The 21,000-nt window shown below is 56.1% G+C and carries 21 protein-coding genes; 6 read left to right on the top strand and 15 right to left on the bottom strand.

Going from position 1 to position 21,000, the window contains the following annotated elements; all coding sequences use genetic code 11:
• Positions 1–17: 17 nt before the first annotated feature.
• The 6 genes from nuoF to lrhA all read right to left on the bottom strand — a co-directional run bounded on the left by nuoF (position 18) and on the right by lrhA (position 6,448).
• Positions 18–1,355, bottom strand: coding sequence for an NADH-quinone oxidoreductase subunit NuoF (gene nuoF, locus AFK63_RS04620; protein WP_038861582.1), 1,338 nt, complete (start codon positions 1,353–1,355; stop codon positions 18–20).
• Positions 1,352–1,852: an NADH-quinone oxidoreductase subunit NuoE gene (gene nuoE / locus AFK63_RS04615; protein ID WP_004388650.1), complete on the bottom strand. Its 501-nt coding sequence runs from the start codon at positions 1,850–1,852 to the stop codon at positions 1,352–1,354. Before nuoE ends, nuoF begins: the two co-directional genes overlap by 4 nt.
• 2 nt (positions 1,853–1,854) lie before the next feature.
• Entirely contained in the window at positions 1,855–3,666 is a 1,812-nt protein-coding gene (gene nuoC, locus AFK63_RS04610; RefSeq protein WP_108695686.1) for an NADH-quinone oxidoreductase subunit C/D, read from the bottom strand.
• 87 nt (positions 3,667–3,753) lie between these two features.
• On the bottom strand, positions 3,754–4,428 hold the full coding sequence (locus AFK63_RS04605) for a NuoB/complex I 20 kDa subunit family protein (protein WP_004388648.1): 675 nt from the start codon (positions 4,426–4,428) through the stop codon (positions 3,754–3,756).
• A gap of 15 nt (positions 4,429–4,443) precedes the next feature.
• Positions 4,444–4,893 carry an NADH-quinone oxidoreductase subunit NuoA gene (gene nuoA, locus AFK63_RS04600; RefSeq protein WP_007716026.1) on the bottom strand — a complete coding sequence of 150 codons (450 nt, stop codon included), beginning with the start codon at positions 4,891–4,893 and terminating at the stop codon, positions 4,444–4,446.
• Positions 4,894–5,512: 619 nt separating this feature from the next.
• Positions 5,513–6,448: a transcriptional regulator LrhA gene (lrhA, locus tag AFK63_RS04595; RefSeq protein WP_038861581.1), complete on the bottom strand. Its 936-nt coding sequence runs from the start codon at positions 6,446–6,448 to the stop codon at positions 5,513–5,515.
• A 950-nt stretch (positions 6,449–7,398) separates the two neighbouring features.
• On the opposite strand from lrhA, the gene alaA reads away from it, so the two are divergent.
• Both alaA and yfbR read left to right on the top strand, forming a co-directional pair.
• On the top strand, positions 7,399–8,613 hold the full coding sequence (gene alaA / locus AFK63_RS04590) for an alanine transaminase AlaA (RefSeq protein WP_038861580.1): 1,215 nt from the start codon (positions 7,399–7,401) through the stop codon (positions 8,611–8,613).
• A gap of 80 nt (positions 8,614–8,693) precedes the next feature.
• The gene (yfbR, locus tag AFK63_RS04585) at positions 8,694–9,293 is read left to right on the top strand and encodes a 5'-deoxynucleotidase (RefSeq protein ID WP_038861578.1); all 600 of its coding nucleotides are present in this window, start codon (positions 8,694–8,696) and stop codon (positions 9,291–9,293) included.
• 4 nt (positions 9,294–9,297) lie between these two features.
• Here yfbR and AFK63_RS04580 read toward each other — a convergent pair whose 3' ends face one another.
• The 4 genes from AFK63_RS04580 to yfbV form a co-directional block, all read right to left on the bottom strand.
• Complete coding sequence (locus AFK63_RS04580; RefSeq protein WP_038861576.1) at positions 9,298–11,130, bottom strand: SLC13 family permease; 1,833 nt, start codon at positions 11,128–11,130, stop codon at positions 9,298–9,300.
• A gap of 100 nt (positions 11,131–11,230) precedes the next feature.
• Entirely contained in the window at positions 11,231–11,890 is a 660-nt protein-coding gene (locus AFK63_RS04575) for a sugar phosphatase (RefSeq protein ID WP_038861575.1), read from the bottom strand.
• A gap of 12 nt (positions 11,891–11,902) precedes the next feature.
• Positions 11,903–12,397, bottom strand: a complete 495-nt coding sequence (locus AFK63_RS04570) for a YfbU family protein (RefSeq protein ID WP_038861573.1) — start codon at positions 12,395–12,397, stop codon at positions 11,903–11,905.
• Between the two features lie 87 nt (positions 12,398–12,484).
• Positions 12,485–12,940, bottom strand: a complete 456-nt coding sequence (gene yfbV, locus AFK63_RS04565; protein ID WP_038861571.1) for a terminus macrodomain insulation protein YfbV — start codon at positions 12,938–12,940, stop codon at positions 12,485–12,487.
• A gap of 334 nt (positions 12,941–13,274) precedes the next feature.
• Here yfbV and ackA point away from each other — a divergent pair, with 334 nt between their 5' ends.
• Together ackA and pta are read left to right on the top strand one after the other, a co-directional pair.
• Positions 13,275–14,477, top strand: coding sequence for an acetate kinase (gene ackA, locus AFK63_RS04560; protein ID WP_038861566.1), 1,203 nt, complete (start codon positions 13,275–13,277; stop codon positions 14,475–14,477).
• 83 nt (positions 14,478–14,560) lie between these two features.
• Complete coding sequence (gene pta / locus AFK63_RS04555; RefSeq protein ID WP_038861563.1) at positions 14,561–16,699, top strand: phosphate acetyltransferase; 2,139 nt, start codon at positions 14,561–14,563, stop codon at positions 16,697–16,699.
• Between the two features lie 64 nt (positions 16,700–16,763).
• On the opposite strand, the gene AFK63_RS04550 is transcribed toward pta, so the two are convergent.
• On the bottom strand, positions 16,764–17,012 hold the full coding sequence (locus AFK63_RS04550; protein ID WP_038861561.1) for a DUF1158 domain-containing protein: 249 nt from the start codon (positions 17,010–17,012) through the stop codon (positions 16,764–16,766).
• Between the two features lie 65 nt (positions 17,013–17,077).
• The gene (locus AFK63_RS04545; RefSeq protein WP_038861555.1) at positions 17,078–17,425 is read right to left on the bottom strand and encodes a RamA family antibiotic efflux transcriptional regulator; all 348 of its coding nucleotides are present in this window, start codon (positions 17,423–17,425) and stop codon (positions 17,078–17,080) included.
• 277 nt (positions 17,426–17,702) lie between these two features.
• Between AFK63_RS04545 and AFK63_RS04540 the strand changes: the two genes are divergently transcribed.
• Positions 17,703–18,287, top strand: a complete 585-nt coding sequence (locus AFK63_RS04540) for a TetR/AcrR family transcriptional regulator (protein WP_038861553.1) — start codon at positions 17,703–17,705, stop codon at positions 18,285–18,287.
• A 58-nt stretch (positions 18,288–18,345) separates the two neighbouring features.
• Here the strand turns inward: AFK63_RS04540 and yfcD are convergent, their stop codons facing one another.
• From yfcD to yfcF, 3 genes are read right to left on the bottom strand one after another with little or no spacing between them, the layout of a single operon-like run.
• Positions 18,346–18,912 (bottom strand): NUDIX hydrolase YfcD, encoded by a 567-nt coding sequence (gene yfcD, locus AFK63_RS04535; protein ID WP_038861552.1) that lies wholly within the window; start codon positions 18,910–18,912, stop codon positions 18,346–18,348.
• A gap of 54 nt (positions 18,913–18,966) precedes the next feature.
• A complete protein-coding gene (yfcE, locus tag AFK63_RS04530) occupies positions 18,967–19,518 on the bottom strand; it encodes a phosphodiesterase (RefSeq protein WP_038861550.1) in 552 nt (183 codons plus the stop codon).
• A gap of 59 nt (positions 19,519–19,577) precedes the next feature.
• Entirely contained in the window at positions 19,578–20,222 is a 645-nt protein-coding gene (gene yfcF, locus AFK63_RS04525; protein WP_038861546.1) for a glutathione transferase, read from the bottom strand.
• A 144-nt stretch (positions 20,223–20,366) separates the two neighbouring features.
• Between yfcF and yfcG the strand changes: the two genes are divergently transcribed.
• Positions 20,367–20,996 carry a GSH-dependent disulfide bond oxidoreductase gene (gene yfcG, locus AFK63_RS04520; protein WP_038861544.1) on the top strand — a complete coding sequence of 210 codons (630 nt, stop codon included), beginning with the start codon at positions 20,367–20,369 and terminating at the stop codon, positions 20,994–20,996.
• Positions 20,997–21,000 lie beyond the last annotated feature (4 nt).

Raw genomic sequence — 21,000 nt, 5'->3', positions numbered from 1 at the left:
CGTTAATCAAAATGCTTTTACCAGCGCGTCTTGAGCAGGTTCGGCTGAATACCATTAATGGCACGGGTGTTGCCGGGAGTCTGCTTAATGCCCGCTTCGAATTCGTCACGGAAATATTTAATCGCGCTCTGAAGTGGCTCTACGGCACCTGGCGCATGGGCGCAGAACGTTTTACCCGGGCCCAGGAAGCGGCAGAGCTGCTCCAGGGTTTCGATATCCCCCGGTTGCCCTTCGCCGCGCTCCAGCGCACGCAGGATTTTTACGCTCCACGGCAGGCCGTCACGGCATGGCGTACACCAGCCACAAGACTCACGCGCGAAGAATTCTTCCAGGTTACGGACCAGCGACACCATGTTGATTTCATGGTCAACAGCCATCGCAAGCGCAGTGCCGAGACGGCTGCCTGCTTTACCAATGCTGGCGAATTCCATCGGCAGGTCGAGATGCGCGTCAGTCAGGAAGTCTGTCCCAGCGCCGCCCGGCTGCCAGGCTTTGAATTTCAGGCCGTCACGCATGCCGCCTGCGTACTCTTCGAGAATTTCACGCGCGGTGGTGCCGAATGGCAGCTCCCAGACGCCAGGATTTTTCACGCGTCCGGAGAAGCCCATCAGCTTCGTGCCTTTATCTTCGCTGGTCGACAGCCCCTGATACCACTCAACGCCATTGGCGAGAATGGCCGGCACGTTGCACAGGGTTTCCACGTTATTCACGCAGGTTGGTTTACCCCATACGCCGCTTGAGGCCGGGAACGGCGGCTTGGAACGCGGGTTGGCGCGACGGCCTTCCAGCGAGTTGATAAGCGCCGTCTCTTCGCCGCAGATATAGCGGCCCGCACCGGTGTGCACGAAGAGTTCAAAATCGAACCCCGAACCAAGAATGTTTTTTCCGAGCAAACCCGCTTCGGTCGCTTCCGCGATAGCACGACGCAGACGCTCAGCTGCTTCAATGTATTCGCCGCGCAGGAAGATATAGCCACGGTACGCTTTCAGCGCGAACGCGGAGATCAGCATGCCTTCCACCAGCAGGTGCGGCAGCTGTTCCATCAACATGCGGTCTTTATAGGTGCCCGGCTCCATTTCATCGGCATTACACAGCAGGTAACGGATGTTCATGGATTCGTCTTTCGGCATCAGGCTCCACTTAAGGCCAGTGGAGAAACCTGCGCCGCCGCGCCCTTTGAGACCTGCGTCTTTCACTGCATTGACGATTTCATCCGGCGCCATGCCGGTGAGCGCCTTGCGCGCGCCTTCGTAGCCGTTTTTGCTGCGGTATTCTTCGAGCCACACCGGCTGCTTGTCGTCGCGCATGCGCCAGGTCAGCGGATGCGTTTCGGCAGTACGAATAATCTGTTTCATTTGTACTGCTCCAGAAGCTCAGGGATCCCTTCCGGCGTCAGATAACTGTGAGTATCCTCATCAATCATCATGGTCGGCCCTTTGTCGCAATTGCCAAGGCAGCAGGTCGGCAGCAGGGTGAAGCGTCCGTCAAACGTGGTCTGGCCCGGTTTGATGCTCAGATGTTTTTCAATCGCGGACTGGATCCCCTGATAGCCGGTGATATGGCATACCACGCTGTCGCAGTAGCGAATCACGTGACGGCCTACCGGCTGGCGGAAGATCTGGCTGTAGAAGGTCGCGACCCCTTCGACATCGCTCGCCGGGATACCGAGGACTTCCGCTATCGCATAAATAGCGCCGTCCGGCACCCAGCCACGCTGTTTCTGGACGATTTTCAGCGCTTCAATGGACGCCGCACGCGGGTCTTCATAGTGGTGCTTCTCGTGCTCAATCGCCTCACGCTCTGCCGCACTCAGCTCAAAAGCCTCGTTCTGTGGTTGTTGATTCTCGTGCATAGTTAGCGATCCACATCAGACATTACAAAATCGATACTACCCAGATAGACAATCAGGTCGGAAACCAGGCTGCCGCGGATCACCGAAGGAATCTGCTGAAGATGCGGGAAACTCGGCGTACGGATACGGGTACGGTAGCTCATGGTGCTGCCGTCGCTGGTCAGGTAGTAACTGTTAATCCCCTTGGTTGCCTCAATCATCTGCAGGGATTCGTTGGCCGGCATAACCGGGCCCCAGGAAACCTGCAGGAAGTGGGTAATCAGGGTTTCGATATGTTGCAGCGTGCGCTCTTTCGGCGGCGGCGTGGTGAGCGGGTGATCCGCCTTGAACGGGCCTTCCGGCATGTTTTTCAGACACTGCTCAAGAATACGCAGCGACTGGCGCACTTCTTCGACTTTTAGCATCACGCGGGTGTAACAGTCGCTGATGCCGCCGCCGACTGGCACCTCGAACTCGAAGTTCTGGTAGCCGGAATACGGGCGCGCTTTACGCACGTCGAAATCGATACCGGTGGCGCGAAGGCCGGCGCCGGTGGTGCCCCATGCCAGCGCTTCTTTGGCGTCATAAGCCGCCACACCCTGAGAACGGCCTTTCAGGATAGTGTTTTTCAGCGCTGCTTTAACGTAAGAGTCGAGACGCTTTGGCATCCACTCAAGAAACTCTTTCAGCAGGCGATCCCAGCCGCGCGGCAGGTCGTGCGCGACGCCGCCAATACGGAACCAGGCCGGGTGCATACGGAAGCCGGTAATCGCTTCCACCAGATCGTAGATTTTCTGACGATCGGTAAAGGCGAAGAAGACCGGCGTCATGGCGCCGACGTCCTGAATAAAGGTAGAAATATAGAGCAGATGGCTGTTGATGCGGAACAGCTCAGAGAGCATGACGCGAATCACTTCCACGCGCTCCGGCACCTGAATCCCCGCCAGTTTTTCCACGGCCAGTACGTATGGCATTTCGTTCACGCAGCCGCCCAGGTATTCGACGCGGTCGGTATACGGAATGTAGCTGTGCCAGGACTGACGCTCGCCCATTTTCTCTGCACCACGGTGGTGGTAACCGATATCCGGCACACAGTCGACGATCTCTTCGCCGTCCAGTTGCAGGATGATACGGAACGCACCGTGCGCCGAAGGGTGGTTCGGGCCGAGGTTCAGGAACATGAAATCTTCAGTGTCGTTGCCGCGCTTCATGCCCCACTCTTCAGGCTTGAAGGTCAGCGCTTCCATTTCCAGCTCTTCTTTCTGCTTAGTGAGCGTAAACGGATCGAATTCGGTCGCGCGCGCCGGGTAGTCTTTACGCAGCGGGTGCCCTTCCCAGGTCGGCGGCATCATGATGCGGCGCAGGTTCGGGTGGCCGGTAAAGGTAATACCAAACATTTCCCAGGTTTCACGCTCATACCAGTTGGCGTTCGGGAAAAGGCGGGTAAAGCTCGGCACGTGGAGATCGTTTTCCGTGAGCGCCACTTTCAGCATGATGTCGCGGTTGCGATCGATGGAAAGCAGGTGGTAGAAAACGGAAAAATCCGCAGCCGGTAAACCGTTGCGGTGGGTGCGAAGGCGCTCATCCATGCCATGCAGGTCATACAGCATGACGTAGGGTTTAGGCAGCTTTCGTAAAAATTCGCCAACTTCCAGTAATTGTTCACGCTTGACCCAGACTACCGGCATACCGGTACGGGTGGCCTGAACAGTAAAGGCATCCGGCCCAAAACGGTTACGCAATTCGCCAATAACCGGGTCGTCGAGGTGATCCCTGGTTTGCCACACAGGCAAAATGGCGTCTTGCGCAGTTAAATCGGTCATATTGTTCACCATTGCCAATGGTCTGTGATGACTGTCGGGCGGCGGCTTCTCGCTGTCGTTTATTGGTATACGTGAGAAGCGACCCCCCGCAGGCGCAAATTAAATTTCGTCCGGTGTACGCAGGTTGGTGACTGCGATACGTTCGCCGCGTTTACGCTCACGCTCTGACTGCATGTTGGCGCGATAAACGCCCTGATCGCCAACCACCCATGACAGCGGACGGCGCTCTTTGCCAATCGACTCCTGCAGCAGCATCAATGCCTGCATGTACGCTTCCGGGCGCGGCGGGCAGCCTGGGATGTAAACATCCACGGGCAGGAATTTATCCACGCCCTGCACGACGGAATAAATATCGTACATACCGCCGGAGTTCGCACACGCGCCCATGGAAATGACCCATTTTGGTTCCAGCATCTGATCATACAAACGCTGGATAACCGGTGCCATTTTGGTAAACGGCGTACCGGCGACCACCATGAAATCGGCCTGACGCGGGGAAGCACGGAGTACTTCCGCGCCAAAACGCGCAACGTCATGGACGGCGGTGAACGACGTCACCATTTCCACGTAGCAGCAGGAAAGGCCAAAGTTATAAGGCCAAAGGGAGTTTTTACGCCCCCAGTTCACCATGTCATGCAGGGCATGTTCGAGCTTGCCCATGTAGACGCTGCGGTGTACATGCTGTTCCAGAGGATCAGTCACAATCTCCTGTTTTTGCAGGGGGTAACGGTCATTCTCACCGTCGGGATCTATGCGGGTGAGCGTATAGTCCATCTTATTGCCTCGCTGTTACTGCGTATGACGATTAGTGAGACTGCCAGCTTCTTCGGTGTTCACACGCTCGCGACGGGAACGCGAAGGCGTCCACTCCAGCGCGCCGATGCGCACCAGATAAACCAGACCAGCCAGTAGCACTAAAATGAAAATTGCGGCCTCGATAAAGCCGAGCCAGCCGACTTCACGGACTGATGTTGACCAGGCGAAGAGATAGAGGGCTTCGACGTCGAAGATGACGAAAAACATCGCTACCAGATAGAACTTCGCGGAAAGTCGTAAGCGGGCGGTGCCAACCGAGTCGATCCCCGATTCGAACGGGGTGTTTTTGTACCTGGCGCGGGCGCGACCGCCGAGGAACCAGGCGCCGACCAGCATCAGACAACACAGGCCAATGGCAACAATAAGAAAGATACCGAACGCCCAGTGATGAGCGATAACTTCAGTGGATGTTGACATACTCATTGCTTACTCATCAAAAGTGGCGCTAAAGCCTCTGCTCTTGCTGGCAGATGAACGCCACATCGATTCAAGGGGAGGAACAATCAACCGTACAATAACTGCCGGAATTATTACTTAGGCAGCAAATTGATGGGGTTTTTTACTCCTTTCTATAACCTTTTGTCAACTTTAACAAAAGAAACCTAACATTAGTTTACATCTCCCCAAGCCCATTAACATTTGATGCTTTTAGCGTCCTGTGAGCCGCGTATCAGACCACGGAGCCCGGCGGGTGAATCGTGTCCGTTAACAGTGAGGGGACATAAACACCCCTTATTTTGGCAGGAAATCTCAACTATTCCTCCCCCTCGTCGGGAGTATTTTCTTGATCTGCGACACGCTTTTGTTAATTGACCAGAAAAAACAGCAACAAAATTGCTCACTTTTTAACATCAAAAGTGAAATTTTCTGCTGGTGAAAAGCGTATGGAATGGCTTGAAAGAGGGTGAAAAAGCGGTGAAATACAGTTTCAATTTTAGTTAATAACAGGCACTTAGCCTACAGAAATGTATAAAAAAAGCCTCTGATAACCTTACGATCATCAGAGGCTTTATTAACATCAATGAAACATTTGCAGCAAATATTATTCCAGATCGCCCTGCACCAGCAGCGTATCATCACCGCCTTCAAGCGTCGCAGTATAGCGCCACGGTTGATAGTGGCTCTCCATGGCCTGGAAGATAATCTCCGCCATGTCGTTCTTGCTGCTGGTGTTGCGACACAACATGTACTGCGTTTCCGGCAGCGCAGGCAGGCCGTCTGAAGTGCCCAGTACGCGCAGTTCCGGGCTCATCATCTCCACCGGGCGCGCGGTAATGCCAAGCCCCGCTTTCACGGCGGCGCGCACCGCAGGCAATGTGGATGCGACGTAAGAGATACGCCACGGCACATTTGCCGCGTTGAGCTGCTCGATAATCACGTCACGATACGGGCTCGGCTCATCCAGAACCACCAGCGGCACCGCTTCATTTTTATGCAGCGTATAATCCGCCGCGCAATACCACAGCGTAGGCGACGTGCGTAGCACCAGTGAATCCAGATTCTCTGGCTGATGCGTGGTGACGACCAGGTCTATCTCCTGCTGATTGAGCATTTCAATAATGTACGGATTGCGTTTAACACGCACATCAATCGCCAGTTTCGGATAGACCGAGCTGATACGATTGAGAAGATACGGCAGGATGGTATCCGCCGATTCGTCAGAAGCGCCAATGGTCAGGACGCCCTGCAGGTTGCTATACATTAGCGAAGTGCATGCTTCATCGTTGAAGCGCAAAATTTTTCGTGCGTAACCCAGCAACTGGATGCCATGTTCGGTTAACAGCTTATTACGCCCATGACGGGCAAACAGCTCTTTACCGACCAGCTGCTCCAGGCGCTGCATCTGCTGGCTGACGGCCGATTGCGTACGGCATACCGCTGCTGCCGCGGCGGCAAACGTATTCAGATCGGCGACTGCGACAAACGTTCTCAGCAGATCGAGGTCGAGGTTTAAGATCGGACGATTTGCGTTAATCATATTGTTATCACTTTCAGGTAACCGCACGCGGCGGATACCGTCTGTTGCTATGTGTAAAGGAAAGAAAGCAATTCCTTTTGAAGCATGCTTCCGGGCTAACACAACCCGCGTCGGAAGACCGCCATGCGCTTTTCTAATTCAAACCCCTGGTTATTAAAACAGTAAAAGGGCGTTTTTTTCTGCTGCCGCTGTGCCTTAACGTCAAATATTTTGCACATTGAACCCGTGATTTGAATTAAAAATCTGGCTACGTTGGCTAAGGCGAAAAGTAACGGCTCTGCGACCTTAACATACTCTGACAAAAGAAAAAGAAGAGTATATAACTATGCCTGACTTGTGTCCTGAATGACTATAGAAACAACCACTTGCCGGGGAGGCGCTTTCCGGCCAGGCTGCGCTGGCGAAACGTCTTGCGCCAGGGGGCTTATAATATCGCAAATCTGTTCTTTTTTTAAGACTCAATACGATTTTACTTATACATGCCTGGGGGATTCTAAATTTTCGTAACTCTATTACAGACATCGGCAAAACCAATAATTAATATTATTTAATAATTCATTATTTCTCGCGCTGTTCATATAACAAGCTCGTTACAAGCTACGTTATCAACCCCGCTTTTTTATCATCAGCAGTGTAGATAAAGCGTCTCTATTTTGGCGAGCAAAATTGATAGCGGCTGAATTAATTAACTGGCTAAGATTGCGCATTCGCGCCTGTGGTGACATCAACCATAGCCAAAACTTATACCAGCACAAAAAACACACCTCACTTCATTTTACAATATTTTATAAAAACCAAAATCATTTATAAGAAACATAACACTAGAGACCGGGAAAGGCAGGGTTACCACTCTCTTGCCCACGAGGCTTTAAAAGCGCGGACGGGAGGAGTAAATTGTCCGCCATCGGCTTCCATGGCAGGAAGCGCAAAACAAGTAAGGTTCTGACGTTATGTCGCCCATAGAAAAATCCAGCAAGCTCGACAATGTCTGTTACGACATCCGCGGCCCGGTGCTTAAAGAGGCCAAACGCATTGAAGAAGAAGGCCAAAAAGTTCTTAAGCTGAATATCGGCAATCCGGCCCCGTTTGGTTTTGACGCCCCCGATGAAATTCTGGTGGACGTTATCCGCAACCTGCCTACCGCGCAGGGCTATTGTGACTCCAAAGGGCTTTACACGGCGCGTAAAGCTATCATGCAGCACTACCAGGCGCGCGACATGCGCGACGTCACGGTAGAAGATATCTATATCGGCAACGGCGTCTCGGAGCTTATCGTGCAGGCGATGCAGGCGCTGCTGAACACGGGCGACGAAATGCTGGTTCCTGCGCCCGACTACCCGCTCTGGACGGCAGCGGTGTCCCTCTCCGGCGGCAAAGCGGTGCATTATCTGTGCGACGAGTCCTCCGACTGGTTCCCGGATCTTGACGATATCCGCGCTAAAATCACTCCGCGCACCCGCGGGATTGTTATCATCAATCCGAACAACCCGACCGGCGCGGTCTATTCAAAAGAACTGCTGCTGGATATCGTTGAGATAGCGCGCCAGCATAATCTGATAATCTTTGCCGACGAAATTTACGACAAGATCCTCTATGACGACGCCGAGCATCACTCGATCGCGGCGCTGGCACCCGATCTTCTTACCGTCACGTTCAATGGCCTTTCCAAAACTTACCGCGTCGCGGGTTTCCGTCAGGGCTGGATGGTATTGAACGGGCCGAAAAAACACGCGAAAGGCTATATCGAAGGGCTGGAGATGCTCGCCTCAATGCGTCTGTGCGCCAATGTGCCGGCGCAGCACGCCATTCAGACAGCGCTCGGCGGCTACCAGAGCATTAGCGAGTTTATCGTGCCCGGCGGTCGGCTCTATGAGCAGCGCAACCGCGCCTGGGAACTGATTAACGAGATCCCGGGCGTGAGCTGTGTAAAACCGCGCGGCGCCCTCTATATGTTCCCGAAAATTGACGCAAAGCGGTTTAACATTCACGACGATCAGAAAATGGTGCTGGATTTCCTGCTCCAGGAAAAAGTGCTGCTGGTTCAGGGCACCGCCTTTAACTGGCCGTGGCCGGATCACGTTCGTATCGTGACTCTGCCACGTATTGATGAGCTCGATCTCGCCATTAACAAGCTGGGCCGCTTTCTTTCCGGCTATCATCAGTAATCCTTGCGGGGGGAGATTTGCATCTTCCCCCCTCTCCCCTCACAATGGTTTTTTGTCGCAGTCACAGACAAGGGATCTTTATGAGTCAGAGTCATTTTTTCGCCTACCTTTCCCGACTGAAGTTAATTAATCGCTGGCCATTAATGCGCAATGTGCGCACTGAAAATGTGTCTGAACATAGTCTGCAGGTGGCGATGGTCGCCCATGCACTTGCCGCGATCAAAAACCGTAAATTTCAGGGCAAAGTTAATCCAGAGCGTATTGCGCTGCTGGCGATGTACCACGATGCCAGCGAAGTGTTAACGGGCGATCTGCCGACACCAGTGAAATATTTCAATTCCCAGATAGCCCATGAATATAAAGCTATCGAGAAAATCGCCCAGCAGAAGCTGATTGAAATGGTGCCGGAAGAGTTACAGGACATCTTCGCGCCGCTGCTTGATGAGCACCACTATACCGAGGATGAGAAGTCGCTGGTTAAGCAGGCGGACGCCCTGTGCGCCTACCTGAAATGCCTGGAGGAACTTTCGGCGGGCAACAATGAATTTCTGCTCGCCAAAAGCCGCCTTGAGAAAACGCTGGCGCAGCGGCACAGCGCAGAGATGGATTATTTCATGCAGGTGTTTGTCCCAAGCTTTCATCTGTCATTAGATGAAATCAGTCAGGACTCCCCGCTCTGACGCGTCAGAACGGGAAGAGTACCGGAATTAAGAGCACGCAGACCACCATCACGATAAGCGTAAACGGCACGCCGGTTTTGACAAAATCGCTGAAGCGGTAATTCCCCGGCCCAAGCACCAGAGTGTTTACGGGCGACGACACTGGCGTCATAAACGCGGCCGATGCCGCCATCGCTACGCCCATCGCGAAAGGGTACGGCGACACGCCCATCGTATTGGCGGCGGCCAGCGCGATGGGCGCCATCAGCACCGCCGTCGCGGTATTGGAAATGAACAGACCGATCGCGGCGCACATCACAAACAGACAGCCCAGCATCACATAGGGGCCATAACCGCCGCTGACGCGCATCAGCCCGTCAACGATAAGCGCAACCCCACCGGTTTTCTGTAATGCCTGCGCAAAGGGCATCATACCGACGATAAGAATAATGCTCGGCCAGTGGATCGCTTTCCAGGCACTGTCCGGGTTGATACAGCGAAATTTTCCCATCAGCAGACAGGCGATAATCGCAGCGACCGGGTTTGGGATCTCGTCGGTCAGCATCATCGCCACCATCAGCGCGAGGCAGAAAATCGCGTGCGGCGCCTGGCTGTGGGCGGGCGACGCGTCGCTCTCCTCTACCGGCAGATTCAGCACCACTACGTCGCGACACTTCTGCCCGAGCTGGCTGATAAGCTTCCAGGGCCCTACCACCAGCAGCAGATCGCCAAGCTGTAATGGCTCGTTCACCACCGCCCCTGGCAGCGCTTTGCCCTCACGTTTGATGCCGACGACATTGAGCCCGTAGCGGCTGCGAAAATGTATTTCGCGCACCGTTTTCCCCACCATCTCGCCTTCCGGCGTCAGCGACAGCTCCGCCATGCCCACATCTAACGCCTGATCGGAAAAATAGTCGCCGCGCAGGATCATCGGCTCCAGCTGCTGCTCGCTGCAAAACTGGCGCAAATCCATATCTGAGGCGGACATGTCTATCAGCAGGACATCCCGCGCGCGAAACTCCGTCACGCCGTTAACATCCACAATCACGCGGCGAAAGCGGCGCCAGCGTTCAACGCCAATCACGTTGGCGCCGTAATGCTCGCGCAGTTGTAAATCATCCAGCCGGTGGCCGATAAGGGGCGAGCCGGGGCGGATCGCCAGACGGCGCGCGCGGCCGGTAAGGTGATAATCGCGGATAAAATCACGAAACGTGCGACGGCTCCAGGCCTGCGGTTTGTCGCGGCCCTCGCCTGAGCCCAGCATAAAGCGCACCAGCAGCATATAGACAATGCCCAGCGCCAGAATGGCGAGCCCCACGGGCGTCACGCTGAAAAAACCAAACCCGGCGTGCCCTTCGCGCAGCAGCTCGCTGTTGACGACCAGATTGGGCGGCGTCGCCACCAGCGTCATCATGCCGCTGATAAGACCGGCGAAGCTTAACGGCATCATCAGGCGCGACGGCGCGATTTTCATCCGCGCGCAGACGCTTATCACGACGGGAATAAATATCGCCACCACGCCGGTGGAACTCATAAACGCGCCAAGACCGGCGACCGTTAACATTAACAGCACCAGCATCCGGGTTTCGCTGCTGCCCGCCATCTGCACCAGCCAGGCGCCCATCCTGGTGGCCACCCCGGTGCGCACCAGACCGTCGCCGATAACGAACAGCGCGGCGATAAGAATCACGTTCGGATCGCTGAAGCCCGCAAAGGCTTCATTAATGGTCAATGTGCCGCTCAGGATAAACGCGACAATGACCAAAAGCGCTACGGCATCCATGCGGATTTTCCCGGTGGCGAACAGCAGCACCGCCACGCCAAGCAGGGTCAACACCCAGATTAATTCACCATTCACAACGTATCCTTTTGTTGTTATCACGGCTTCGCCAATGAAAACGGCGGGAAACCCGCCGTATCAGAAAGGTGGCGCCGTCGCGCCAGAAACGGGGGCGTCGTTACGGCTTTTGCGTTACGCGCACCCAGCCGTCAGCGCCTTTTTCCAGCGCCAGTTCGTTAAGGGTTTTGACGACCAGCGCCGCCTCGTCAAGACGCGGCGTGTTGGCAGGCGGGTTAGCGGCAATCACCGGACAGCCCGCCGCCAGGCCTGAAAGAATACCTGCCGGGGCATCTTCCACAACCGCACATTCATGAGGCGCCAGGCCCAGCAATTCAGCGCCGAGCAGATAGGCGTCCGGCTCCGGTTTGCCGCGCTTTACGCGCTCTGCGGTAACAAATACTTCTGGCTCCGGCAGGCCCGTTGCGCTCCGACGCGCAGAGGCGACCGGCATGGAGCCGGAGGTGACAATGGCCCAGGGAATGCGGGCGTCGTTCAGGTAATTAAGGAGCGCGAGCGCGCCCGGCAGCGCGACGATGCCCTCGGTATCGCTGGCCTCAATCTGCTCCAGGCGGCGAAACTCTGCTATGATCTCGTCTTCGCTGTGCCCGTCCATAAAATGGCGCAGCGAGGTGATCGCCTGTTTGCCATGAATAAAGCCCAGCACCTCGTCGTGCGCGATGCCGAAGCGATCCGCCCAGTGGCACCAGGCGCGCTCTACCGCAGGCAGAGAGTCCACCAGCGTACCGTCCAGATCGAACAAAAACCCTTTACATTCCACAGCCTTCTCCCGTCAGGCGTTAATAATCTGCATAATTTCGTTGGCGCACAGGTGGTACTGGCGCGGGCAGGCCTGCCACACTTTCAGCATCCGCAGGTATTTTTCCCACATCGGGGTTTGCGCGTTGAAGCCGTGCGTGCCGGCGTCGAAATGGGTATAGCGCCCTTCCGTGTTGACCAGGAACCGCACGTAGCCGAGGAAACGCGCTTCGGTAGCGGCATCAAAGCCCAGAAACGTCACGCGACGTTCATCAATCGTGTGGTTGTCTTTCATGTTGGCTCTGGAGACCTGGAGGGCGTGATACATCTCCATGATGTCGATAACGGTGCGGCAGGTCTCTTCGCTCAGCTCGCCGAAATCGCGGTCGAGTTCGCGCATCTGTAAACCGTAGCCGCGCTCGATGATGGTTTGCAGGCGGCGGTAGCGCTCGCCATTGTCCGGATCGAGCAGGGTCATCATTTTGTACTGGTTGGAGAGAATAAGACGCTGGGCATGGGTCATTTCCATGGTGTGCTCCTGTTACAGGCGAAGCCCGATCAAAGTGGGATACTGTTCCCTACTCTGCCTTCTTTTGCCCATACGTCTTTTGATCAATTACAAGTCATCAAGAAAAGTTTTATCAAGTTGCTTAAACGCACGTTTCAGGGTGTCAGCCAGCGCCTGGTAATCGGGCTTGCCTTCAACGGGTGCCAGCGCCTGCCCCGCCTCCTGTAATTTGGTGCGCACTTCATAAAACCAGCTCAACGTGCCTGGCGGCAGCGGCGTGACGGAGCGCTTGCCAAGCCACCACAGGCCCTGCATCGGCATACTCAGCGCGAACAGCGCAGTGGCGACGGCAGGCCCAAGCTGGCCGCCGAGCGCAATTTGCCAGCACAGGGTAAACACGGCGACGGGCGGCATCACACGGATAGCGAAGCGCGTGGCGCGGATCACCCGGTTTTCGACAAAGACCGGAGCCAGGCGCTTATCAATCGGCCAGGTCTTCGCATAGTGTTGCCCACGACGAAACAGGCTAAAAAAGCTCACGGGGCGATTTTCAGGTGTCGACATGGCCTTACCTCAACTTCATTAATAAAAAATAAAATTTTTCTGCAAGATAACAACTCTCTATGACAACGTTCAAAATATTTTGTCAATGCCAGCTGCAATCAGTTATCCTGTGCCCGCCTGCGATGGCGTAGAAGGCAAAGCCCGCGCTGTCAAATCTTTAAGGCCGTCATTCGCGCCGGAAATTTGCGCAGAATGGCGTAAACTCTGTTTATTTCTTCGTCACAGCAGAATCTCCCTTCGCTATGACGTTAATCATAAATGTCGGCGTCATCTTACGCTACGCTGAGAGACTCACTGACGTTTTTTTAGCCACGTATCACTAATAGGTACTTCCATGTCGAGTAAGTTAGTACTGGTTCTCAACTGCGGTAGCTCCTCACTGAAATTTGCCATCATCGATGCTCTCAACGGTGACGAGTACCTGTCCGGTCTGGCCGAATGTTTCCATCTTCCTGAAGCGCGTATCAAATGGAAAATGGACGGCGGCAAACAAGAAGCGGCGCTTGGCGCCGGTGCGGCTCACAGCGAAGCGCTGAACTTCATCGTTAATACTATTCTGGCACAAAAACCGGAGCTGTCTGCCCAACTGACCGCGATTGGTCATCGTATCGTGCATGGTGGCGAGAAGTATACCAGTTCCGTAGTCATTGATGAGTCTGTTATTCAGGGCATCAAAGATTCCGCCTCTTTTGCGCCGCTGCATAACCCGGCCCACCTGATCGGTATCGCTGAAGCGCTGAAATCCTTCCCGAACCTGGCAGATAAAAACGTGGCCGTGTTCGACACCGCGTTCCACCAGACCATGCCGGAAGAGTCTTACCTCTACGCCCTGCCGTACAAACTGTATAAAGAACACGGCATTCGTCGCTACGGCGCGCACGGCACCAGCCACTTCTATGTGACGCAGGAAGCCGCAAAAATGCTGAACAAGCCGGTGGACGAAGTGAACATCATCACGTGCCACCTGGGCAACGGCGGTTCTGTTTCCGCAATCCGCAACGGCAAATGCGTTGACACCTCTATGGGTCTCACCCCGCTGGAAGGTCTGGTAATGGGCACCCGCTCCGGCGACATCGACCCCGCCATCGTCTTCCACCTGCACGATGCTCTGGGCATGAGCGTTGATGACATCAACAAGCTGCTAACCAAAGAATCGGGCCTGCTGGGTCTGACTGAAGTCACCAGCGACTGCCGTTATGTTGAAGACAACTACGCAACCAAAGAAGATGCGAAGCGTGCAATGGACGTGTACTGCCACCGTCTGGCCAAATACATCGGCTCCTACACCGCGCTGATGGAAGGTCGTCTGGATGCGGTCGTCTTTACGGGCGGCATCGGCGAGAACGCCGCGATGGTTCGCGAACTCTCCCTCGGCAAGCTGGGCGTGCTGGGCTTCGAGGTTGACCACGAGCGCAACCTGGCCGCGCGTTTCGGCAAATCCGGCTTCATCAACAAAGAAGGCACCACCCTCGCGATGGTCATTCCGACCAACGAAGAACTGGTTATCGCGCAGGACGCCTGCCGCCTGACCGCCTGATCCCTCACCGCCAGCCTGCGCTGGCGGTGTTGTTTTATGTGGTGCCAGCCGCGCGGCTGGCTGCAACAAAAAGAGGATAAACCGTGTCCCGTATTATTATGCTTATTCCAACCGGAACCAGCGTCGGCCTGACCAGCGTCAGCCTCGGCGTGATCCGCGCTATGGAACGTAAAGGCGTTCGTCTGAGCGTCTTCAAACCTATCGCCCAACCGCGCGCCGGCGGCGATACTCCGGATCAGACTACGACTATCGTACGTGCCAACACCAACCTGCCGGCGGCCGAGCCGCTGCGCATGAGCCACGTCGAGTCGCTGCTCTCCAGCAACCAGAAAGACGTGCTGATGGAAGAGATCATTGCTCGCTTCCATGAAAACACCAAAGACGCCGAAGTGGTGCTGGTGGAAGGCCTGGTGCCGACCCGCAAGCATCAGTTCGCCCAGTCGCTGAACTATGAAATCGCCAAGACTCTGAACGCGGAAATCGTGTTTGTAATGTCTCAGGGCACCGACACGCCGGAGCAGCTGAAAGAGCGTATCGAGCTGACCCGCAGCAGCTTCGGCGGTAGCAAAAACGCCAATATCACTGGCGTTATCGTCAACAAGCTGAACGCGCCGGTTGATGAACAGGGCCGTACGCGCCCGGATCTCTCCGAGATTTTCGACGACTCCACCAAAGCGAAAGTCGTCAACATCGACGCGCAGCATCTGCAAACTGTCAGCCCGCTCCCGGTGCTGGGCGCGGTGCCGTGGAGCTTTGATCTGATTGCCACCCGCGCTATCGATATGGCTCGCCACCTGAACGCAACCATCGTTAACGAAGGCGATATCAAAACCCGCCGCGTGAAGTCTGTCACCTTCTGCGCGCGCAGCATTCCGCACATGCTGGAACACTTCCGTCCGGGCTCCCTGCTGGTGACCTCCGCGGATCGTCCGGATGTGCTGGTCGCCGCCTGCCTCGCCGCCATGAACGGAGTGGAGATAGGCGCTATCCTGCTGACCGGCGGTTATGAAATGGACGAGCGCATCAACAAGCTGTGCGAGCGCGCTTTCGCCACCGGCCTGCCGGTATTTATGGTCAACACCAACACCTGGCAGACCTCGCTCAGCCTGCAGAGCTTCAACCTTGAAGTGCCGGCAGACGACCACGAGCGTATCGAAAAAGTGCAGGAATATGTGGCAAGTCACGTCAGCGCGGAGTGGATCGACTCACTGACCGCCACTTCCGAGCGCAGCCGTCGTCTCTCCCCGCCGGCGTTCCGCTACCAGCTGACCGAGCTTGCGCGCAAAGCAGGCAAACGCGTCGTGTTGCCGGAAGGCGACGAGCCGCGTACCGTCAAAGCGGCAGCAATCTGCGCCGAGCGCGGCATCGCGACCTGCGTACTGCTGGGCAACCCGGATGAGATTGCACGCGTTGCGGCAGCCCAGGGCGTAGAGCTGGGCGCAGGCATTGAAATCGTCGACCCGGAAGTGGTGCGTGAGAGCTACGTAGCGCGTCTGGTTGAGCTGCGTAAAAACAAAGGCATGACCGAAGCGGTCGCCCGCGAGCAGCTGGAAGACAACGTGGTGCTCGGCACGCTGATGCTGGAGCAGGACGAAGTCGACGGTCTGGTTTCCGGCGCGGTTCACACCACCGCCAACACCATTCGTCCGCCGCTGCAAATCATCAAAACCGCGCCGAACAGCTCGCTGGTGTCCTCCGTGTTCTTCATGCTGCTGCCTGAACAGGTTTACGTTTACGGCGACTGCGCGATCAACCCGGATCCGACCGCTGAACAGCTGGCCGAAATCGCGATTCAGTCCGCCGATTCCGCAGCCGCTTTCGGTATTGAGCCGCGCGTAGCGATGCTCTCCTACTCCACCGGCAACTCCGGTGCGGGCAGCGACGTGGAAAAAGTGCGTGAAGCGACCAAACTGGCGCAGGAAAAACGCCCGGATCTGGTGATCGACGGCCCGCTGCAGTACGACGCTGCGGTCATGGCTGACGTCGCGAAATCCAAAGCGCCGAACTCCCCGGTTGCTGGCCGCGCCACCGTGTTCATCTTCCCGGATCTGAACACCGGCAACACCACGTACAAAGCGGTACAGCGCTCTGCCGACCTGATCTCCATCGGGCCGATGCTGCAGGGTATGCGCAAACCGGTTAACGACCTGTCCCGTGGCGCGCTGGTTGACGATATCGTCTACACCATCGCCCTGACCGCGATTCAGGCGACCCAGCAGTAATTCACCGCTGATAAGCAAAAGGCCGCGCGATGCGGCCTTTTTTATGGTTTAAACGCCCCGCTTCTTAGCGCTCCAGCGAAAACCAGCGCCGCCACACAAAGCGAATCACGTAATACCCCACCGTGCCGAGCAGTAAAAACCAGATGCAGAAAATAATGGTATAAAGCTGGTTAAGATCCACCAGATGAAATCTCGTCATCAGGCTCTGGGCCAGGGTCAGCGTAAGTCTCGGGGCCGGCAGCAGCAGGCAGGAGAGAAACGCCAGCAGCAGGATGCCGCCAGCGGTGATTAGCGTTTCAAGAGGATGCTTCATGAGAGGCTTTCGGTCTGTTCAAAAGCGCATTGTCGGGGAATTTCTTGCGCTATGCAAACCGCGGCTCAGCAATGGTTTACTGGCGTCCCGCCCTGTTTGCGCCAGGTGCCCGGCGACATCTGAAACTTACGGGTAAAAAGCCGGGTAAAGGTTTGCTGCGAGTCGAAACCGTATTTCATGGAAATATCCAGTACGCGGTCGTTGGTGGCACGCAAGTCCTGCGCCGCCAGCCGCAGCTTTTTCTCGCGAATATAGCGCCCGATACTCTCCCCTTTATGGTGATGGAACAGCCGTTGCAGATGCCATTTGGAATAGCCCGCGTGACGCGCGATATCGTCTATGCGCAATGGCTTGTGAAGGTTGTCATCAATCCAGTCAGTCAGCGTTTCAATAACCTGAGCGGGAAGTTCCATAGAATCCCTCCAGTCGTGGTGATAGCAATGATATTTCAGGCGTTCGCCTGCCCTGAAGCCCGGTTCGCGTAAGCGCCCCGCTCATTTTCCCGGCGCAAGAGACCGGCATGCGGCGCAGTGAAAAACTGGCCGGCGAAACTTGATAATGAGTGAGTAAACACTCATTATAGGAATGCGCGTTGATTCGTCAACCCCGTTTTTGCCGTGTGATCCGGGGCCTTGCAGCGGATCGGCGAGTCGTGATTCAATCTGCCCTTTTGACAGGAGAGAAAAGCCCGTGGCGCGTCCCCGCAGTGAAGATAAAAAAATGGCGATTCTGGAAGCCGCCACCGACGCTATCGCCGAGGCCGGCCTTGGCGCGTCCACCGCGCTAATAGCCCGCAAGGCAGGCGTGGCTGAAGGCACACTGTTTCGCTATTTCGCCTCGAAGGACGAACTGTACAACGCGCTCTATGTGCACCTGAAACAGGACTTCTGTCGTTCGATGATAGGCAAGCTGGATATCAATGGCGATCACAAAGAAAACACCCGTCACGTCTGGAACAGCTTTATCGACTGGGGCCTGACCAGGCCTGCGGCCAATCTGGCGGTGCGCAAGCTGGAAGTCAGCAGCCGCATTACCGAGGAGAGCGAAAAACGCGTGACGGATATCTACCCGGAGCTGCACGAACTCTGCGAGAAGTGTATTTCGCCGGTATTTCGCTCACCAGAGTTCCGCGCCTTCGGCGATGAGATCTTCTTCGCGCTGGCGCAGACGACGATGGATTTCGCCACACGCGAACCGGCGCGTTCCGCTGAATTTAAAGCTGTAGGGTTTGATACATTATGGCGGGCGCTTTGCGACAGCGGCTGCTGCGCCTGAAAAGCTGAATGAACCAGGCCGCCCCGCGCACGTGACTGAACGTCGCGGGGCTACGCCGTTAGCTGAGCGTGGTGTTTTTCTCTTCCTGCTCTCTCTCTTTGCTGCTCTCCTGGCCTGCGTTACGGCTCAGCCACAGCGACAGCGCTTTTAACGTATCCGGAGTGAACTCATCGCAGCGCGCGGTGATCTCCTCAGGCTCCATCCAGCACACTTCGCTGATTTCGCTCTCCTGTAGCGCGAATGGACCGTGAGAGACGCAGCTGAACAGCCCGCCCCAGACGCGGCAGTGTTCATCCTCGAAATAAAACTGGCCGTGCTCGGCGAAAGGTACGCCCGCGATGCCAAGCTCCTCTTCCGCCTCGCGACGCGCGCTCTCCAGCAGCGCTTCGCCCGCCTGCACCACGCCGCCTGCGGTGGCGTCGAGCATACCCGGCATAAAGTCTTTGATATCGGTACGGCGCTGCACCAGAATTTTGCCCATGCCATCATGCACCACGATGTAGGTCGCGCGATGACGCAGGCGCTCGGCGCGCATCTGCGCCCGACTGGACTGCGCAATCACTTCATTGTCTTCGCTGACAATGTCCACCCACTCCATGCCTGCCAAATGATTTTGCTCCACCATCAGGAAACCTTCTTCAATAAGCGCTCTTACGGCGCGTTCTGGTTGTTCGGTAAATTAAGGGGAAATCGTTGTCTGTGCAATAACCTGCGAGGTCTCGAGGGTTATTACGCTCAGCGTGTCGCCGCCAAGGAACCCATAGCTCGCCGGATAGCCGCCTTTTGGCATGCTGACGGAGCCGGGATTAAAGTGAATGTGCTCGCCTTTGCGCGCCGCGACGGGAATATGCGTATGACCATAGACCAGCACGTCGCCTGCGGCCAGCGGCGGTAGATTTTCCGGGCTGTAAAGATGACCGTGCGTCAAAAAGAGCCGCTGTTTCGCCAGCAAGACCTGCTGCCAGGGGGCGGTTATTGGGAATTCCAGCAGCATCTGATCGACTTCGCTGTCGCAGTTGCCGCGCACCGCGATAATGCGGTCAGCCACCGTATTGAGCCGTTTCGCCACTTCGCCAGGGTTATAGCCCTCTGGCAGCGGGTTGCGCGGCCCGTGATTTAAGAAATCACCCAGCAAAACCAGCCAGCGGGCGTCGCTGTCCGCAAAGCGCGCCAGCAGAAGCTCTGTGGCGGGCAGCGAGCCGTGAATATCCGAAGCGAACATCAGCTTCATTACTCACCTTCCGAATGAAAATTGTGGTGCACGCATGATAACGGATCGCGCAAGGCTTATCAGCCCGAACGCCTGGCAGAAAGTGCGATATAACGCTGCACCGAGGCGCGCTGCCACTGGAACGTCGCATACTCCGCCAGCGTCTCCGGCACCGGGTCGCCATGCATCACCAGGCGGTTAATCATAAGAGCCAGATCGGTATCCGCAAGCGACCATTCACCAAACAGATTTTGCTGTCCGTGCGTCAGCAGCGCCTGCGCGCAGTCGATAAGCTTATCCGCCGCCGCCTGACCATCAGCGCTCAGCGGCGCATAGCGAGCCCCGCCGAAAATCACATCGGTCGGACGTTCGGCCCTGAGCGCGCCCAGATCGCTTCGCAGCCACGCCTGCACCTGGCGGGCGCGGGCGCGTTTTTCGATGTCATGCGGATAGAGCCGCTCCCAGACCGGCGGCGCGAAACGCTCTTCCAGATACTCCGTAATCGCTGAGGATTCGCTTAGCACGACATCGTCAATCACCAGCACCGGTACCCGGCGCGTTAAGGCGAACCCCTGCCAGTCTGCCTGATGGTGTTCGCCGCGTGATAAATCACGGGTTTGCAACTGAAACTGTAACCCTTTTTCCTGCAACGCCACCCAGACGGACATGACGTAAGGGCTAAAAAACTGGGCATCTGACCAAAGCGTAATAGCGGGCTGGGACATCGTCATTCTCATCTCTGATGGAGGATAGCTAAAACTATACCGAAATCCCTTTTCTGTCATGCTGCCGAAAATCGGGGCTCGCCGCATTCTGCAGCAAACCGCCTATACTTTGAGCACGCCGACCCCCTCATAAAGGACGCTGTCATGCTGGATCTCTACTACGCCCCGACGCCTAACGGCCATAAAGTCACGCTGTTTCTTGAAGAGGCCGGACTGGAGTATCGCCTCCACCGCGTTGACATCAGCAAGGGCGAGCAGTTTAAGCCAGAGTTTCTCGCCATCTCCCCGAACAATAAAATCCCGGCCATTATTGACCATGCCCCCGTCGACGGGGGCGCGCCGCTGAGCCTGTTTGAGTCGGGCGCGATTCTGCTCTACCTCGCGGAAAAGAGCGGCAAGCTCCTGAGCGGCGAACTGCGCGAGCGTCAGATTACATTGCAGTGGCTCTTCTGGCAGGTTGCCGGTTTCGGGCCGATGCTCGGCCAGAATCATCACTTCAACCACTTTGCGCCGCAGGCGGTGCCGTACGCTATTGAGCGCTATCAGGTGGAAACCCAGCGCCTCTACGGCGTACTCAATAAGCGTCTGGAAAAATGTCCGTGGCTGGGTGGCGAGCGCTACAGCATCGCGGATATCGCCACCTATCCCTGGGTGGTCTCCCATGAGCGCCAGCGTATCGATCTTGATAACTTCCCGGCGGTCAGTAACTGGTATGAGCGCATCAAAAACCGTCCGGCGACCGAACGCGCTTATCAGCTTGCCAGCACGCTCTGAGCTG

The organism is Cronobacter muytjensii ATCC 51329 (assembly GCF_001277195.1).
Lineage (GTDB): Bacteria > Pseudomonadota > Gammaproteobacteria > Enterobacterales > Enterobacteriaceae > Cronobacter > Cronobacter muytjensii.
Note: the sequence above shows the minus strand (reverse complement) of the source record. Positions and strands in the feature narration are given on the sequence as shown.

Excerpts from the sequence above, each read along its gene's own strand:
- nuoF (WP_038861582.1), bottom strand. The coding sequence starts at position 1,355 with ATGAAACAGATTATTCGTACTGCCGAAACGCATCCGCTGACCTGGCGC.
- nuoE (WP_004388650.1), bottom strand. The coding sequence starts at position 1,852 with ATGCACGAGAATCAACAACCACAGAACGAGGCTTTTGAGCTGAGTGCG.
- nuoC (WP_108695686.1), bottom strand. The coding sequence starts at position 3,666 with ATGGTGAACAATATGACCGATTTAACTGCGCAAGACGCCATTTTGCCT.
- AFK63_RS04605 (WP_004388648.1), bottom strand. The coding sequence starts at position 4,428 with ATGGACTATACGCTCACCCGCATAGATCCCGACGGTGAGAATGACCGT.
- nuoA (WP_007716026.1), bottom strand. The coding sequence starts at position 4,893 with ATGAGTATGTCAACATCCACTGAAGTTATCGCTCATCACTGGGCGTTC.
- lrhA (WP_038861581.1), bottom strand. The coding sequence starts at position 6,448 with ATGATTAACGCAAATCGTCCGATCTTAAACCTCGACCTCGATCTGCTG.
- alaA (WP_038861580.1), top strand. The coding sequence starts at position 7,399 with ATGTCGCCCATAGAAAAATCCAGCAAGCTCGACAATGTCTGTTACGAC.
- yfbR (WP_038861578.1), top strand. The coding sequence starts at position 8,694 with ATGAGTCAGAGTCATTTTTTCGCCTACCTTTCCCGACTGAAGTTAATT.
- AFK63_RS04570 (WP_038861573.1), bottom strand. The coding sequence starts at position 12,397 with ATGGAAATGACCCATGCCCAGCGTCTTATTCTCTCCAACCAGTACAAA.
- yfbV (WP_038861571.1), bottom strand. The coding sequence starts at position 12,940 with ATGTCGACACCTGAAAATCGCCCCGTGAGCTTTTTTAGCCTGTTTCGT.
- ackA (WP_038861566.1), top strand. The coding sequence starts at position 13,275 with ATGTCGAGTAAGTTAGTACTGGTTCTCAACTGCGGTAGCTCCTCACTG.
- AFK63_RS04550 (WP_038861561.1), bottom strand. The coding sequence starts at position 17,012 with ATGAAGCATCCTCTTGAAACGCTAATCACCGCTGGCGGCATCCTGCTG.
- AFK63_RS04545 (WP_038861555.1), bottom strand. The coding sequence starts at position 17,425 with ATGGAACTTCCCGCTCAGGTTATTGAAACGCTGACTGACTGGATTGAT.
- yfcD (WP_038861552.1), bottom strand. The coding sequence starts at position 18,912 with ATGGTGGAGCAAAATCATTTGGCAGGCATGGAGTGGGTGGACATTGTC.
- yfcE (WP_038861550.1), bottom strand. The coding sequence starts at position 19,518 with ATGAAGCTGATGTTCGCTTCGGATATTCACGGCTCGCTGCCCGCCACA.
- yfcF (WP_038861546.1), bottom strand. The coding sequence starts at position 20,222 with ATGTCCCAGCCCGCTATTACGCTTTGGTCAGATGCCCAGTTTTTTAGC.
- yfcG (WP_038861544.1), top strand. The coding sequence starts at position 20,367 with ATGCTGGATCTCTACTACGCCCCGACGCCTAACGGCCATAAAGTCACG.